Source organism: Priestia sp. 53B2, from assembly GCF_056099005.1.
Genome location: NZ_JBLZXA010000020.1, coordinates 184,172 through 200,190, shown reverse-complemented (window position 1 = coordinate 200,190; position 16,019 = coordinate 184,172). Strand labels below are relative to the sequence as shown.

Here is a 16,019-nt window from a genome sequence, read left to right as displayed (position 1 = left end):
AGAAAATTGAAATAGGTATTTGTAAAGGAAAAGTCAGTTCATTACAATAAATCAAACCTTATTCTTTATCTTTCATCTGTTTTTCACCATCACCCTCTACTATTAGTAGCAGGAGAGCATTTATAAAAGATAGAGTAATTTTTATAAATAATACAAGCCTCCAATGCTTCTTCGTTATTTTGTAGTTTTTCGTCAGCTACGATATAAGAAGGGAGAATATAGGTATGATTTTAAAAGCGCTAAAAACGAATAAATTATTAACTATTAGCTATCAAAACAACGGTTTTGTTCAAACGGTAAAAGGTTATATTCAAAACTTAAACTTGCTCGAACAAACTCTTCTATTAAAAGATGAAAATCAGCATGTGCGATCACTTCGACTATCAAGCATTAAAAATATTTATTGATTGAGAAGAGATTGAGACATAACTACACCAATCCCATCTAAAGACGTACAAATTGGACCAATGATCTGGACTGCTTGTTACACCGCGGTTGATTTCCGTGCAAGACTTCGCTTTCCGCGGGCGGCCGTTGAGCCTTCTCGTCGCTTACGCTCCTGCGGGTTCTCACCTGTTCCGCTTTTCCCGCAGTAGGTCTTCGCCTTGCCCTCCAATCAATCGCTAGAAGCAGCTAAATAGAGTAAATTCACGTTACCATAACCATAAAAAGATCCGAACGATTCATCGTTCGGATCTTCTTTCAACTAAATAAAATACTTTTGTCCCAGTATCTTCTTTTTATTTAGCTCACTGTATAGCGTGCAATTACTTCTTTAATCGATTCATATACAATTTCAACCATTCTTTTTAATTCTTCGTCTGTCATTGAAAGAATAGGCATCATCGTAATCACAGGACCTAGCTCTCTAATAATTAAACCTTTTTGGCGAGCCGCTAAAATGATGTCTCCCATCACTTTTTTATCTTCAAAAATAGACTTTGTTTGGCGGTCTTTCACAACCTCAATTCCTGCCATTAATCCTCTTTGTCTAATGTCTCCCACGTTAGGCAGCTCATAAAGCTTTAATAGATAACGTTTAAAAACTTTTTCCTTTTCTTTTACGCTACGAATTAACTCTCTTTCTTCTATCAGTTCAATATTTCTAAGCGCTACTGTACAGGCTAATTGATTTCCCGTATACGTATGTCCATGAAAGAACGTTTTATTTTCATCTGGATGAGCTAAAAAAGCATTAAATATCTTTTCGCTTGTTAACGTAGCAGCAAGCGGCATATACCCTCCTGTTATCCCTTTTCCTACACACATAATATCCGGTACAACATCTTCTTGCTCACATGCAAACAGCGTTCCTGTTCGTCCAAATCCAACGGCTACTTCGTCACAAATCAGCAATACCCCGTACGCTTTGCACAGACGCTCTACTTGTTTTAAAAAACCGGGAGGATGTGTAATAATACCCGCTGCTCCTTGCACAAGCGGTTCAATAATCAAACCGGCTACTTCTTCTCCTTTGTTCTGCAAGAGCTTCTCTAGCTGGTGAATACAGTAAGCTGAAGCTTGCTCTTCCGTTTCGAACCCGTCCATACGGTAAGTATAAGGAGAAGGTGTGGGAATTCGTTCAAACAGCAAAGGCTTAAAGATGCGATGAAATAAATCCATTCCTCCCACACTGACTGCCCCAATTGTATCTCCGTGATATGCCTCATTCAATGAGATAAATTTACTTTTGTTTTTGTACTTTACAGAGTCGAGATTTTGCCAATATTGATAGGCAATTTTCAACGCAATTTCGACAGCGGCGGAGCCTGTATCAGAGTAGAAGACTTTCGATAAGCTGCCAGGAGTAATTTCCGCTAGCTTTTTGGCTAACAAAATGGATGGAACGTTTGCCGATCCAAGCAGCGTAGAATGCGCTAATTTTTCCACTTGTATATGTAAAGCTGTATTTAATTCCGGATCATTATGTCCATGCACATTCACCCATAGAGAAGCGTATCCGTCTAAATATTTGTTTCCCTCTACATCATATAAATAGCTTCCTTCTCCTCTTTCAATAATAAGAGGATTCGATTGACGGTAAGCTTTCATTTGTGTAAACGGATGCCATACATATTCTTTATCCCATTTCTCCAGCTCAGCTTTTTGATACGGCACAGTCAAACACCTCCTGAATATGCTGAATAATACTTTTTTGCCTCATCATTTTCTCAATATATGCATCTAACTCTTCATCGATATGTGTGAATACTGGAACGGTCATTAAAGATGATATTTGAAGCAGCTTTTCAATCGTTCGAACATTATCGTTATGAATGATACTGCTGTGATTAAAAAGATTAAAAATGAGTCCGTTGATTTTAAGGTGATGCTCACTTGCATATGAAAAGGTAGAAAGCGTGTCGTGAATGGCTCCTAACCCCGTTGTTCCAACAGCAATAACCGGCATTTGTGCATCTATGATCAAATCTTTTGTCATATAGAACGTTGTTTCCTTCTCAATTAAAGGTACGGCAAGACCTCCCGCTCCTTCCACGAGCACTACATCAAATTTCTTTTTTAATTCATTAATGCGTTTTAAGACGATTGAAGGCTCTACTTGCTTGTTGCTCAATGCAATAGCCAAATGAGGAGACGTCTCTGGCTTTAACTGATAAATAGCCGTATCTGCTACTCCGAGCCTTGTTTCAAACCAGTGAATATCCGGATAACCTCCAATTTCATCTTGGTAGCCGGTTTGAAATGGTTTGCAAATTGTCGTTTTTATTCCTAGACGACCAAGTACTTTATACAAAATACTTGTAACCAGGGTTTTTCCAATATCTGTTCCAGTTCCCGTAATAAAATATGCTTTACCCATTTTCTTTTCTCTCCTTTTTTTCTATGTCTTAGTTACCCCGCTTTAATCCGCTTTGATGACAAACGACTAAATTGAGGCTGCATTCGGTGAATCAGCACTGAACATAAAATGCACAATAAAAGATCTCCAGGCATTGGCAAAACAGCTCCAAAAAGAAGTGTATCACTCAGTGAAAGAGGCTTTTCAATTATCCATTTCATTGCTCCGTAAAGCCAGAAGCAGCCGGCTGCGTACACAATAGCTAACGTAGATAAGTTAGCTAAAAAGATAGAAAAAGGTTTCTTTAAGTCATATTTTTGAATAAGGTAGCCGCTCATAAATGCACCTGCAGCATAGCCAATTAAATAGCCAAACGTTGGTTTGAAGATATACCCTAAACCTCCTCCTTCTGCAAAAACCGGAACACCGATTAACCCAATACCTATGTAGCATAGCTGACTATACAAACCTAAACGGGGACCTAGCAGCGCACCGGCTAAATAAACAGGAACAATTTGAAGAGTAAACGGTATGTAGGGAATAGGAATTTTTATAAATGCACCAATCGCCGTTAAAGCTGCAAATAAGGAAACATACGCCATTGTTTTGGGTTTCATATTCACCCTCCTTTCTCTTTTCGCTGCTTTAATTTTGCAATAATTTCTTTTTATTTGTCAACTTAATTTTATTTTAAGTTTACAAATAAACGATAAAAAAAGACGCAAAAACCTGGGCTTTTGCGTCTTTTTTTTATAAAATTACTTTTTTGTCGTCTTTAAGCTGCACTTCTTGACGGCTGATAGATAAATCAACTTTCTTTTTTACACGTGCATGATAATAAGCATAAAACAGCAGCGCTAGTGGAATACCGACATACAGTGCCATTCGCTGTTCTGCATCAAATGCCATGCTTCCCAATACGATTGTATTTAATACTAATGCGATTAAAGGTAATACCGGGTAAAGAGGGACTTTAAATTTTAAATCCTCGATTTGCCCTCCTTGATTTATATATCTTTTTCTAAATGCAAGCAGTGATGCAGCAATCGTAATCCAGCCGATTTGTGCACCTAAACCCGCTGCAGAAATGAGCCATACAAATACTGTTTCTTGAGCAAAGAATCCTGAAAGTAAAGATAAAAGCGCAATACCTAATGTTAAAAGCAAGGCATTCATCGGCACACCTCGTTTATTTACTTTCATGAAAGCTGAACTTGCCATGTTATCTTTTGACAATGAATACAGCATACGCGTTGCTGCATAAAGACCTGAGTTAGCTACAGATAACAGTGCCGTTAGGATAACAAAGTTCATAATATCTGCTGCATATGGAATACCAATTTGATCAAATACAACAACAAATGGACTCTCAACTACGCCTGCTTTTTCAAGCGGAATCATACCCGCTAAGACAGCTACAGCTAGTACAAAAAATACAAGCGTTCTCCATACCGTTTGTTTAATTGCTCTTGGTACAGTCTTGTCTGGGTTTTCACTTTCCCCAGCCGCTACACCAATAAGCTCCGTGCCTTGGAATGAAAAGTTAACTGTAATCATGGTAATCAACACGGCACTAATTCCGTGAGGAAACACGCCGTGAGCCGTATAATTAGAGAAAAGCGGTGCGCTGTCTCCATTACTTAATGGAAGAAAACCAAACATAGCAGCTCCACCAAGCACGATAAATAAAATAATAGCTAACACCTTAATGCTGGCAAACCAAAACTCCGCTTCACCAAACGCTTTAGCTGAGAGTGCATTTAATGAGAATAATAAAAGCGCAAATATAGCACACCAGATCCATACAGGAGAATCAGGAAACCATCTTTGCATAAGCTGACCTGCTGACAAAAATTCTAATGCAACCGTTACAGCCCAGCCCAACCAATATAACCATCCAAAAGCGAAACCAACACCAGGGCCAATAAATTTTGTTGTATATGTCTGAAACGAACCGGAAACCGGCATTGCCACTGCGAGTTCCCCTAAGCAAAGCATTGTTAAGTACATAATGAAGCCACCTACGATAAACGAAAGGATAGCTCCAATCGCTCCTGCTTGGCTAATCGTGTATCCTGTTCCTAAAAAGAACCCTGTACCGATAACCCCGCCGAGCGAAATCATAAACAAATGTCTGCTTTTCATCGTCTTTTTTAATTCATTTGTTTGCTGTTTTCCTTCTATCATATTAACGACATTTCCTTTCAACCTATTTATTACGAGATATTACCTAGAAAAAAATTAATAAACCTTTGTTTTCTATGCATATTTACTTACATATTTATGCGGTGTTCTAAATTTAAATGAAACAGCCTTTTGTAATCTTAACATAATGCTCACTAGATTTGAAATGTTTTTCTGCAAAAGTAAAATGAATTTTTCTTGAATAGTGTGATTTTCTTTTACTGTTGATATTCATAACCGTTTTTCTTCAAATGAATAGATGATGCAACAAGAAAAAAGCTGTGCTTTCGAAGACGAAAGCACAGCTTTTTCACACTTTTTACCAAACAAACAATCCAACAATCATAGCACTTAATAACGAAACAGCGATACCGCTCACAAGCAGTTTCCATACGTTTTTTCCAATAATCGTTGATTTACCTTCTGATAACGTAGAATTATACGTCCCATAAATCATACCCACCGTACTGAAGTTAGCAAAAGATGTTAAGAATGTTGTAGCAACTGCAATCGTATGCGGTGGAAGTGTATCTAGATTTTTCTTCAAATCCATCATCGCCACGAATTCATTTGTTGCTAGCTTGATACCCATCAGCTGAGCTACGTACATTGCATCATGCCCCGTTAGCCCTAGTAAGAATGCGAATGGACTAAAGATATAAGAGAAAATCTTTTGTACAGTCAAGCCGTCTACGATAACGCCTAAAATACCGTTAAGCGCAGATGTAAGAGCTACATATCCAATAACCATCGCTAAAATAACAATAACCATGTTCATTCCGACTAACATACTGTTTGAAATGGTAGAGAAAAAGTCTTTTTTCTCCGACTTTGGCGGTACGTAAATCATATCTTCTTCTTTTGTAACATGAACTGGATTCAATAAGCTCACTAAAATAAGCGCGTTTAAACAGTTCAGTGGAATTGCTGTAAACACGTACGTAGCGGGAACCATCGTTAAATAAGCACCGATAATAGATCCGCTAATACTGCTCATACTCATAATTCCAAACGTAAGCAAACGGTTGTCTTTTAACACAGAAAGTTGATTACGAATAACCGCTAATGCTTCCGTATTTCCTAAAAACATCATTTGAATAGCGAAAAAGCTTTCTAATTTAGGCAAACGAGAAACTTTCGAAATGACCCAGCCTACTTTATCAATAATCCACGTTAAAATACCAAAGTAAGATAAAATATCAAAAAATGTCACAACAAAGATGATAGGCAGTAATGCACTGAAGAAAAAGTCAACCGTTTCATTTCCCATTACGGATGGGAACGCAAAAGCAATTCCATCGTTAGCACAGGAAATTAGCCAAGTAAAGAACGAAGCAATTTTATTAATGATCCATGTTCCGATTGAAGTTCCTAACATAAACCAAGTAATGAAGACTTCAACGACCAACAGTGAAGCAATAGGACGCCACTTTATTTCTTTCTTTTTAGGAGAACATAAGAAGACGACACCCATTACTACAAAAACGCCTAATAAATTTAATAAAAAGTACATGCAAGCCACTCCCAGGTGTGTATTTGAAAACCAAAAAAAGCTCTTACTTTTCATAAATTCTGACAATAACAGAAAGTATGAAAAGTAAGAGCTTTGAAAGAAGGCTGTATCTATGATAATACGCCCTTCTTTTTGCTGCTTATATCCAAACTTTCTTGTAGTCTAGTTTTTTACGGTTACTAGGTAGAGACTATCAGACCATATTACTGATAATATACAAGATCGTAATCTTAGCTGTATTCAATTGATATGAACAAATTCTACCCTTTATTTTTTTAATAATCAACACTTTAAAAGTTTTTCGGAATAATAAAATTGGTATGAAAATTCTATTTATTTATCACTTCTTTTGAACTACTCATAGGGAAATTACACAAAAAAAGTGAATTTAATCGTTCTTTTAACTCAATTATTTTCCTATTTTTGAAGAAAAGAAATTGATTCTTTGATGAGTATGTTTAAATATCTAATTCGCTTTTCATTTAATTCCTCAAAAAAATGTTTCACTTTTACGACTTGAGACGTAGAAAAAAATAATCCTGCTGTTCGTTGAAATTAACCGCTTTTCATTTTACACTTTATGGTAGAAGAAAACAAATTTAATTCAGGTAGAAAGCGGGTTATAACGTGAAAAAAATATTGGCTTTTATTTTAGTGATAGGTGGTACGGCAGTCCTCTTTTCTACTGCGTTTGCACCTTCCTCTTGGTCGTTAAGTTCATTCAAGACGTCCAAGTCTGAAGCGGCGTTATCAAGTGATATTCAGCATATTAAAATTGACTCTCCAAGCATTAGTACAACTGTCGTGCCGCAAGATCGTCAAGATATTAAAACAAAAGTAGAAGGTAAAGGAAAAGTAGATGTAAAGCAAAATGGAGACACCCTAGTCGTCACTTATCAAAAAAGTCCTTTTCAATGGCTTTCTATTTTTTCAAACACAAAAGTAACAATCTACATTCCTACAGATTATCACCACAACCTTGCGCTTACGGTAGGTTCTGGGGACCTTCAAGTTGCTGCACAGCCTGAGCAAGCGCTTCAGCTGAAAGATGTTTCGATTAAAGTAGGTTCTGGAAATGCAAGTATTTCAAACTTGAGGAGCACTTCTCTTCGTACGGATGTCAATTCTGGAGATTTACAGCTGAGTAATGTTGAAAGCCAAACGGCTAAATTTGCTGTAGGCTCTGGGAAAATTAAAGGAACAAACTATAAAGGAAAACTTCAGGCGCGCATTGGATCTGGTGATCTCTATATGGATTTTAAAAAGCTAGAAGAGGCCGTTTCTGTAGATGTAGGATCTGGAGATGCCGTGCTGGTTCTTCCGAAAAGCGCTGGTTTTAAAGTGAATGGAAAAGTAAGCAGCGGGGATATAAACAATGACTTTAAGTTAAGCAATGCAACCGTAACAGAAGATGTATTAAAAGGAAAGCATGGAAATGGAAAATATCCTATTGATGTAGCTGTTTCAAGCGGAGAATTAACGTTAAAATCAAAATAAAACGAACATAGAAGTGTTCGTTTTATTTATGGTCTCACTGCAATATACCACGCTACTCCTACGATTGATCCTATGAATACGACTCCGTAAATAATAGATAAATTCACTATACTTTTCTTTTTAGATTTTCCGTAATCTTCATCTACTTTCTTTGCAGCACTGATCGTACCTGCAAGGGCAGCAACGCCGATAATAATGACAAGAAGCAATGCTAGTTTCATTCATTCTCTCCTCCATATTTCGGTGATTGAATAAGACTGAATACCAAGATGTTATTTATTTCATTTTAAGCAGCACGATTTAATCAGAATATGAAAGCGTTATATCTTCTCTTTCTATCATAAAGCTAAATTATGTAAAATCAACCATCCAATCGTGCATTATTTTCCTCCACCACTTTACATACATAAAAAATTCCCGAGCTTAACTGCTCAGGAATCTTCACCTAATAGAAATGGCATTTTAAGGTTTTAAAATGACTTTAATACAGTTATCTTGATGATCATTAAAGATTTTGTAGGCATTAGCTGCGTCTTCTAAAGCGACTTTATGAGTAATAATTTCTTTTGGATCGAATTCTCCCTTTACAATTTGATCATACAATTTCGGCATAACCGGAATGACAGGAGCTTGCCCCATTTTGAGAGTTACATTTCGAGCAAAAAAAGCTCCTAACGGAAAACTGTTATAGTTGCTTCCGTATACCCCGGTGATTTGGACGGTTCCACATTTACGAACGGCTTTTGTCGCAATTTGAATAGGTCCGAGCGTTCCACCTTGAAGTTTTAATTTTTGTTCAATGTATTCAAGAGGCGACTTTTTGCCATCCATACCTACACAGTCAATCACCACATCAGCTCCGCCTTTTGTGATTTCTTTTAAATGCTCCCCCATATCTGGGTATTCTGTAAAATCAAAGGTTTCTACGGCATTCATTTTCTTTGCATGCTGCATTCGGTATGGAACATGATCTATTGCAATAACCCGTTTGGCACCTTTCATCCAAGCAAACTTTTGAGCCATTAATCCCACTGGCCCGCAGCCGAGTACGATAACGGTATCTCCTTTTTTAACATCCGCATGCTCTACACTCCAATAAGCAGTTGGAAGCACATCTGATAAAAAAAGAAGCGATTCATCTTCTAATTCGCACGATTCTGGAATGACAAATGGTGTAAAATTTCCAAACGGCACTTTTAAATATTCAGCTTGACCTCCTGGATGATTTCCAAACTTTTCAGTATAACCGAAATAGCCGCCAGAATCGTAATGTGGATTAGAATTATCACATTGGCTCGTTAAATCATCCTTACAGTACGCACACTGTCCGCATGCTACGTTAAACGGAATAATAACGCGATCTCCTTTTTTTACTTTTGTAACATCCGGTCCTACTTCTTCCACAATTCCCATTGGTTCATGACCAATAATATAACCGTGAGGCAATGGCATACTTCCTTGATATAAATGCAGATCAGAACCACAAATAGCCGTTGACGTTATTTTAATGACAATGTCATCTTTCTTCTCTAACTTCGCATCTTCTACTTCTGCTACTTTTACCTGATTAGGCCCTTGATACGTTACCGCTCTCATTTTCACCCTCCATTTTTACAACCTTCATATTACTTAAATTTATCTAAAGGCATGTATTCTATCCGGAGAAATCAAGGAAAATAAAAAAGCAGCGCTTACGCGTCTGCTTAAATGATCATTAAAACTGAAATATATGTTTTCCTACCAGTACATCTGCCATCTTTACAAAGCGCTTGATTTCTAATACGTCATGAACTCGAACCATTTGAACGCCTTGTGCAATCCCTGCATATACAGTAGCTGCAGTTCCTTCCATTCTTTCCGTAGGAGGAGCATCGACTATTTGTCCAATAAATCCTTTACGAGAAGTAGCAAGCAGCACAGGATAGCCCATCTTTGTCAGCTGATCTAGATGCTGAATCGCTTCTACATTATGCGCAGCCGTTTTTCCAAAGCCAACGCCTGGATCTAAAATAATTTGATCATCTCGAACTCCTGCAGCTTTTGCAATTGATATGCTTTCTTCCAAATCATTTATCATATCTGTAATCAGATTTGTATAATTGGGCTCATGGCGGTTATGCATTAAAATAATGGGTACATTATAGTCAGCTGCAACTTGAGCCATTTTGGGATCAGCCTTTGCTCCCCATATATCGTTAATAATATGTGCTCCTGCTTCTAGCGCATGCTTGGCCACTTCCGACTTGTATGTATCTACAGAAATCGGCACCTCTACGCGCTTAGCCACTTCAGAAATAACGGGCACAATCCGTTTAATCTCTTCTTCATCGCTAATTCTTGTATAACCAGGACGAGTTGATTCTCCTCCGATATCAATGATGTCTGCTCCTTGCTTCACCATTTCCTCAGCATGAGCCACCGCTTTATCTACATCGTAGTATTTTCCGCCATCTGAAAATGAATCCGGGTTTACGTTTAAAATCCCCATAATAAGCGTACGGTCCGCATAATTCAGTTCATACTTTCCGCATTTGATGACCGGTTGAGACGTTAAAGTTGACACTATCCTCAGCCCCTTCGTAATTTGCAAATTGATGTATATTTATAAATATCATGTATTTTGAGAATGTTATACCGTTCGTAATTATATCAAAAGTCAACAGTTCTATGTGATTTTTCTTAGAGATTCTTTCTTCTATAGTGTGAGATAAACATCAAAAGTGAATACACAGATCATATTAAAAATCTCTATCGGGCTCGTTTTCAGGGTCTTTTTTCCTTTTCTCACATCTTTTGTGAGTCTTTTTATTCAAAAAGAAAGGATTCACATCAAAAGCGTTTAATTTATAGCAATAGGTGGGAATTTATAATTAAACAACTTCCATTTTTATGGAATTCATTTTAAGGAGGATGACTATGACTCAACAACCGTTACAAGTCAAATTAATTCCTTATACAATTGAGTCGATTATCGACTCAACAAACGAAACGCCTAAAGGAGTAAGCTTAATTCAAGCACCTGCTATTTGGGAACAAAGCAATCAAGGAGAAGGCATTGTAATTGCAGTTATCGACACTGGTGTTGACACCAATCATCCTGACTTAAAAGATTGTATTATCGGAGGAAAAAACTTCACTTCAGATCATAACGGAGATTCTTCTGTATTTGAAGATAATAATGGGCACGGTACTCACGTGTCTGGTACCATTGCTGCTGCGCTCAACAATGAAGGGGTAGTAGGAGTGGCACCCAAAGCAAAAATTCTCAGCTTAAAAGTACTTACCGGTGAAGGATCCGGAAATTACGAATGGATTATTGACGCTATTAACTACGCTGTCGAATGGCGGGGCCCTAACAATGAGCGAGCACGAGTGATTTCCATGTCACTCGGCGGACCACAGGACGTTCCAGAACTTCACGAAGCTGTTCAAAACGCTGTTAATAAAGACGTTTCTGTTGTTGTTGCAGCTGGAAATGAAGGTGATGACCGTGAAAAAACCTTTGAATATTCATATCCGGGAAGTTATAACGAAGTCATTCAAGTAGGAGCTGTAGACAGCAGCTTAAGTTTAGCTCCTTTTACTAATGTCAATGAAGAAGTAGACTTAGTCGCACCCGGAGTTAACATCATCTCTACTTTTTTAGAAGGTAAATATGCTACTCTTTCAGGAACTTCAATGGCAACTCCCCACGTGGCTGGAGCTTTAGCTCTATTGATTAACTTATGTGAGAAAGAATTTGGCCGTTCTTTAATCGAAGCCGAAATCTATGCTCAACTTGTAAGAAGGACGCTCCCTCTTGGATATCGGAAAAGCTCTGAAGGAAACGGATTTCTCATGCTCGATTTGGTAGAGAAAATACATGATATTATTAACATAGCACGCATCAGTCCTAGTAAGTAATAAATAAGAAAAACGGATCATTAAATGATCCGTTTTTCATCGATTAACGAGAAAGCTTCTTGGTTCTCGTTAGCTTGAAATCAAAACAAACAAATACATTTCTTTATTCATACCTTAGTGCTTCGATTGGATCTAGCTTAGCAGCTTTGTTTGCAGGAAGCATACCGAATACAATGCCAATCGTCATGGAGAACAACACTCCTCCAAGTACTACTTGCCACGAAATTAATGACGGCCAGCCAGCAAATAATGACACAAGAGCTGCTCCGCCCGCGCCGAGGCCAATTCCAAGCAAACCACCAATTAACGTGAGGGTAATGGATTCAATCAAAAACTGAGTTAGAATTTGTCTTTTAGATGCTCCCAACGCTTTACGAATACCAATTTCTCTTGTACGTTCCGTTACAGAAACCAGCATAATGTTCATAACGCCAATCCCGCCAACAAGCAGGGAAATGCCTGCAATCGATCCAATAATCGTTGTCATAATTCGCGTTACATTTCCAATGCTATCTGCTATTTCTTCTAAGTTCTGCACTTGGTAAGCATCTTCCGCATCATGCAAATTATTTAACAAATCTGTTGCGTCATTGCCTACTTTTTTTAGTTGATCAGAGCTTTTTGCTTGAACACTAAGGTTGGTGTAATCGAGCTTACCGAAGCTTGATTTATACGTATTATTCGGAATATAAATGGTCGGTATTTCAAATGCTAAAAAGCCCGTTGCCTTTTTTGTGACACCAATAATTTTGATAGGCTGTCCTTGAACCCATACTACTTGCCCAAGGGCTTCTTTTTTATCAAATAGCTCTTTTTTCATATCGCTTGTGATAACACCTACTCGATTACCTGATAAAAAGTCAGAACTGTCTAACATTCTTCCTTTTGAAACTTCCAGCTGATTAACTTCAATATATCCTTCGTTAATAGCATTAACAGTCGTATCAGAATCCTTGTCTCTATATCTTATCCCCATTCCCATTGAGCTAGAAGCCACCACATTCTTCACTCCGGGAATAGTCGAAAGAGCTTTAATATCATCCTCTGTAAAGATGGGCTCACCCGTCATTGAAAGGTCATCAGCTTGCATCTCGTCTTCAGGAGGCTGATAGTATACATCAACTGTATTGCTTGCTCCTGTTATTTCCGACTTAATCATTTGTTCTCCGCCTTGGCCAATGGCTACAACGATAATAACAGCCGCTACGCCAATGATAATACCAAGCATCGTCAAAATAGAGCGCATTTTATGAGCAAGAACCGAAGAGAGAGCCATGCGAATATTTTCTATCAAACTCATAAGCTATCGTTCTCCTTATCGCTATGACTTAGCACTTTACCGTCACGAACGATAACTGTACGCGATGTGTATTCTGCCACTTCAGGTTCATGGGTAATGACTACAACCGTTGTGCCATCTGCATTAAGCTGAGAAAATTGTTCCATAATATCAGCACTTGTTTTTGTATCTAGAGCTCCTGTTGGTTCATCTGCTAAAATAAGCGTCGGATTGTTAACAATAGAACGAGCAATAGCAACGCGCTGCTTTTGCCCTCCTGATAGCTCGCTCGGTAAATGTTTCATCCGCTCACTCAGCCCTACTTTTTCAAGCGCAGCTTCTGCTCTGGCTCGTCTTTCCTTACGCGTTACACCGGCATATACCATTGGAAGCTCTACGTTTTCTACGGCTGTTAAACGCGGCAACAACTGAAATTGCTGAAAAACAAAACCGATATGAATATTTCTTACTTTTGCAAGCCGCTCATCACTATAAGTGGAGATTTCTTGTTCATTTAATAAATAGGACCCTGAAGACGCACGGTCTAAACATCCGATAATGTTCATTAGCGTTGATTTACCAGAGCCAGAAGGTCCCATAATCGCAACAAATTCACCGTCATAAATCTTCAAGTTAATATCTTTTAAAATTGGCACTTCCTCTTTGCCAAGATGATAACTTTTATGAATATTCACAAGCTCAATCATTGAACAGTCACTTCCGCACCGTCAGTTAAGTTCTTTGTAGGATTTGTAATGATTTTGTCTTTAGAAGATACGCCACTTTTGATTTCAATAAATTTATTTGTTGTTTCTCCAATCTTTACTTCCTTACGAACCGCCTTTTTATCTTTCACCACATATACATATTTTTCTCCGTCTTCATTTACAACTGCTTTTATCGGCAAAGATGAAGCTTTTTTACTGCTTGTTTCAATTTCAAGCAGCAGCTTAAATCCCGGCTTAATCATCGTGATATCCTGGTCATCTACTTTTACTTCAATTGGATATTGATTAGCCGCATCATTGCCCGCTTCTGCTGATGCCTGCTGCTGAGGTAGATAGTCAATTTGTTTAACGCTCCCTGCCCATTCTTTATCAGGCAGCACATCTGATGTAATTTTGACAGCTTGACCGGTTTTAATTTTTAATGCATCGTACTCAGACAGCACACCAGTAGCTAAGTATTCATCGGTATTACCAATATGTATAAGCGGTTTTTGAACGTCACTTGTGTTATTAACCGCTTCTTTATCTACTTCTAGCACCGTCCCATTAATATCACTCGCTACGTCTAAATTACGTTCTTTTTTAGCAATTGATTCGGCTTCTAGTTTGTTTCGTTCTAAATCAATTTTAGCCGTTTCTAAATCGAGATTGAGCTGCGTACGCTCTGTATCGATTTGATCTCTCGCTTCTTGCTTACTCATTTCTTTTTCCAATTCTTTTTGTTTTTTATTTAAATTAGAAAGCTGTTTACTTACTGAGTCAATTTGCAGCTGACTGGATTTTTTTTCTAGCTTATTTTGTTCTTGCTCTAAATCAAGCGTATCGCTTTCGTATGTTACAAGAGAGGTTCCCTGCTGTACACGAGAGCCTTCTGTTACGTGAAATCGTTCAACCTCGCCTTTTTCAGCATCAAAATAGACATATTGTTCATCAGCAAGCTTTAACGTACCCGGAACCATAACTGTATTTCTTAACTTTTTTTCCTTTATATTTGCTACGTGAACGTTGACTGCTTTCCCACTTACACTTTGTGCACGATATACGTTAATCCCAATAACCGCAACAATAACAACTGCTACAGCTGTAATAATTATTCCTTTTTTCATTTACAACCCTGCTCCTTTAAGCGCTTCTGAAGCAGCTCCTCCAACTCCTGAAATAGCGGCTCCTAAGATGAATAAAATAATCACTGTAATAATAGAAGCAGCTTTTGATACATTTGCCACTTTTTGTAGTCCTACTGCTGTCAGAATAAGTCCCCAGATAGAAAAGATTTCAATGGAAGTAAATACTCCTCCCATAGCACCTTTAGCACCAACCATTCCATTTAACGAAGTCACATTAGCTGAAGTATGTGCTAGTGCAGCTACTCCCGTATTAATTAGCTGACCGATTGCTGTGATGAACGTAACAAACAAATTCAAACTAAACATTTGGCGGTAAGTTGTTTTTCCAGTCCCTAACTTTGCAATTAAAAACAGAATCAAACTTGTGAATGCCAGTGTAGCAACTACTGCAATAACTCCTCCAATCGCTCCGCCAATCATACTAAATGTTGAATTCACTTCAATGCCAGCTTCTTTTTGCTGTTGCAGCGCTTCTTTTGCCTGAGGGGTATAGACGGCTAGAATCGTTGTTGCAGCTGTTAAGATGAGGATAAACAAAAGAGGTCCCCAGATGACCGGGCTGCTTTTCATTTTCTCAAACTGGACAACCGGACTCGTAATAAAACCAAAAATAGAAGGTTTTCCTTTCTCTTGGACTTCCGAAGATACATTGACTTCTGTGCTCATAATCAAACTCCTTTTATTTTGTTTCGTTATCAGCTCTTAAGACCCGTCTTTTACTATTTTTTAAAGTCTTCTAGCAAAATCGGCTCTCTCTAAGAAACTCTCAAACACCTAATATTCTAACATAATTATACAAATTAATTTACATTTTTCTTACATTTTATATTTTTTATGGTATTTTTAGAAATTAAAGAGATGTCTTAATGCTGAATTACAATATTAATTTTATTTATATTTTCTAAATATTCTAATTATCATTTGACATCATTCAGTAGAATTCGTATATTATGATTAAAGTTTATTATTCCTATGTTTTTTATAAGTT

General features: G+C 37.7%; 16 protein-coding genes and 1 riboswitch. Of the genes, 3 read left to right on the top strand and 13 right to left on the bottom strand.

Translation table 11 applies throughout. From position 1 onward, the window contains the following. Positions 1-224 precede the first annotated feature (224 nt). Positions 225-407 carry a YolD-like family protein gene (locus tag ACN6NE_RS15180; protein WP_474325823.1) on the top strand — a complete coding sequence of 61 codons (183 nt, stop codon included), beginning with the start codon at positions 225-227 and terminating at the stop codon, positions 405-407. 77 nt (positions 408-484) lie between these two features. Here ACN6NE_RS15180 and ACN6NE_RS15175 read toward each other — a convergent pair whose 3' ends face one another. From ACN6NE_RS15175 to ACN6NE_RS15150, 6 genes are all read right to left on the bottom strand, one after another. Further along, positions 485-616 (bottom strand): hypothetical protein, encoded by a 132-nt coding sequence (locus tag ACN6NE_RS15175; RefSeq protein WP_276319773.1) that lies wholly within the window; start codon positions 614-616, stop codon positions 485-487. 128 nt (positions 617-744) lie between these two features. Further along, a complete protein-coding gene (bioA, locus tag ACN6NE_RS15170; protein ID WP_129706414.1) occupies positions 745-2,118 on the bottom strand; it encodes an adenosylmethionine--8-amino-7-oxononanoate transaminase in 1,374 nt (457 codons plus the stop codon). After that, entirely contained in the window at positions 2,099-2,821 is a 723-nt protein-coding gene (gene bioD / locus ACN6NE_RS15165; protein WP_129706412.1) for a dethiobiotin synthase, read from the bottom strand. Before bioD ends, bioA begins: the two co-directional genes overlap by 20 nt. Positions 2,822-2,853: 32 nt before the next feature. Next, positions 2,854-3,417, bottom strand: coding sequence for a biotin transporter BioY (locus ACN6NE_RS15160; protein ID WP_129706410.1), 564 nt, complete (start codon positions 3,415-3,417; stop codon positions 2,854-2,856). Positions 3,418-3,550: 133 nt separating this feature from the next. After that, a complete protein-coding gene (locus ACN6NE_RS15155) occupies positions 3,551-4,987 on the bottom strand; it encodes an amino acid permease (RefSeq protein WP_129706408.1) in 1,437 nt (478 codons plus the stop codon). A 316-nt stretch (positions 4,988-5,303) separates the two neighbouring features. Continuing rightward, positions 5,304-6,497: a NupC/NupG family nucleoside CNT transporter gene (locus ACN6NE_RS15150; RefSeq protein WP_129706406.1), complete on the bottom strand. Its 1,194-nt coding sequence runs from the start codon at positions 6,495-6,497 to the stop codon at positions 5,304-5,306. Between the two features lie 138 nt (positions 6,498-6,635). After that, positions 6,636-6,737: riboswitch (purine riboswitch) on the bottom strand. 387 nt (positions 6,738-7,124) lie between these two features. Between ACN6NE_RS15150 and liaG the strand changes: the two genes are divergently transcribed. Next, positions 7,125-7,994, top strand: a complete 870-nt coding sequence (liaG, locus tag ACN6NE_RS15145) for a LiaG family protein (protein ID WP_129706404.1) — start codon at positions 7,125-7,127, stop codon at positions 7,992-7,994. Positions 7,995-8,020: 26 nt separating this feature from the next. Here the strand turns inward: liaG and ACN6NE_RS15140 are convergent, their stop codons facing one another. From ACN6NE_RS15140 to folP, 3 genes are all read right to left on the bottom strand, one after another. Next, positions 8,021-8,215, bottom strand: a complete 195-nt coding sequence (locus ACN6NE_RS15140) for a hypothetical protein (protein ID WP_013055532.1) — start codon at positions 8,213-8,215, stop codon at positions 8,021-8,023. A 241-nt stretch (positions 8,216-8,456) separates the two neighbouring features. Continuing rightward, positions 8,457-9,590 carry a zinc-dependent alcohol dehydrogenase gene (locus tag ACN6NE_RS15135; protein WP_116076497.1) on the bottom strand — a complete coding sequence of 378 codons (1,134 nt, stop codon included), beginning with the start codon at positions 9,588-9,590 and terminating at the stop codon, positions 8,457-8,459. 118 nt (positions 9,591-9,708) lie between these two features. Further along, positions 9,709-10,557 (bottom strand): dihydropteroate synthase, encoded by an 849-nt coding sequence (folP, locus tag ACN6NE_RS15130; RefSeq protein ID WP_474325818.1) that lies wholly within the window; start codon positions 10,555-10,557, stop codon positions 9,709-9,711. Between the two features lie 353 nt (positions 10,558-10,910). Here folP and ACN6NE_RS15125 point away from each other — a divergent pair, with 353 nt between their 5' ends. Then, positions 10,911-11,897: a S8 family peptidase gene (locus ACN6NE_RS15125; RefSeq protein WP_129706400.1), complete on the top strand. Its 987-nt coding sequence runs from the start codon at positions 10,911-10,913 to the stop codon at positions 11,895-11,897. Between the two features lie 103 nt (positions 11,898-12,000). On the opposite strand, the gene ACN6NE_RS15120 is transcribed toward ACN6NE_RS15125, so the two are convergent. The 4 genes from ACN6NE_RS15120 to yknW are packed head-to-tail and all read right to left on the bottom strand — an operon-like array spanning position 12,001 to position 15,697. Beyond that, positions 12,001-13,197, bottom strand: coding sequence for an ABC transporter permease (locus ACN6NE_RS15120; protein WP_129706398.1), 1,197 nt, complete (start codon positions 13,195-13,197; stop codon positions 12,001-12,003). Further along, the gene (locus ACN6NE_RS15115) at positions 13,194-13,883 is read right to left on the bottom strand and encodes an ABC transporter ATP-binding protein (RefSeq protein ID WP_129706396.1); all 690 of its coding nucleotides are present in this window, start codon (positions 13,881-13,883) and stop codon (positions 13,194-13,196) included. Before ACN6NE_RS15115 ends, ACN6NE_RS15120 begins: the two co-directional genes overlap by 4 nt. After that, on the bottom strand, positions 13,880-15,010 hold the full coding sequence (locus tag ACN6NE_RS15110) for an efflux RND transporter periplasmic adaptor subunit (RefSeq protein WP_129706394.1): 1,131 nt from the start codon (positions 15,008-15,010) through the stop codon (positions 13,880-13,882). Before ACN6NE_RS15110 ends, ACN6NE_RS15115 begins: the two co-directional genes overlap by 4 nt. Then, entirely contained in the window at positions 15,011-15,697 is a 687-nt protein-coding gene (gene yknW, locus ACN6NE_RS15105) for a YknW family membrane protein (RefSeq protein ID WP_129706392.1), read from the bottom strand. Positions 15,698-16,019 lie beyond the last annotated feature (322 nt).

Coding starts and splice junctions, on each gene's coding strand:
- ACN6NE_RS15180 (WP_474325823.1), top strand. CDS start 225: ATGATTTTAAAAGCGCTAAAAACGAATAAATTATTAACTATTAGCTAT.
- bioD (WP_129706412.1), bottom strand. CDS start 2,821: ATGGGTAAAGCATATTTTATTACGGGAACTGGAACAGATATTGGAAAA.
- ACN6NE_RS15160 (WP_129706410.1), bottom strand. CDS start 3,417: ATGAAACCCAAAACAATGGCGTATGTTTCCTTATTTGCAGCTTTAACG.
- ACN6NE_RS15155 (WP_129706408.1), bottom strand. CDS start 4,987: ATGATAGAAGGAAAACAGCAAACAAATGAATTAAAAAAGACGATGAAA.
- ACN6NE_RS15150 (WP_129706406.1), bottom strand. CDS start 6,497: ATGTACTTTTTATTAAATTTATTAGGCGTTTTTGTAGTAATGGGTGTC.
- ACN6NE_RS15140 (WP_013055532.1), bottom strand. CDS start 8,215: ATGAAACTAGCATTGCTTCTTGTCATTATTATCGGCGTTGCTGCCCTT.
- ACN6NE_RS15135 (WP_116076497.1), bottom strand. CDS start 9,590: ATGAGAGCGGTAACGTATCAAGGGCCTAATCAGGTAAAAGTAGCAGAA.
- ACN6NE_RS15125 (WP_129706400.1), top strand. CDS start 10,911: ATGACTCAACAACCGTTACAAGTCAAATTAATTCCTTATACAATTGAG.
- ACN6NE_RS15120 (WP_129706398.1), bottom strand. CDS start 13,197: ATGAGTTTGATAGAAAATATTCGCATGGCTCTCTCTTCGGTTCTTGCT.
- ACN6NE_RS15115 (WP_129706396.1), bottom strand. CDS start 13,883: ATGATTGAGCTTGTGAATATTCATAAAAGTTATCATCTTGGCAAAGAG.
- ACN6NE_RS15110 (WP_129706394.1), bottom strand. CDS start 15,010: ATGAAAAAAGGAATAATTATTACAGCTGTAGCAGTTGTTATTGTTGCG.
- yknW (WP_129706392.1), bottom strand. CDS start 15,697: ATGAGCACAGAAGTCAATGTATCTTCGGAAGTCCAAGAGAAAGGAAAA.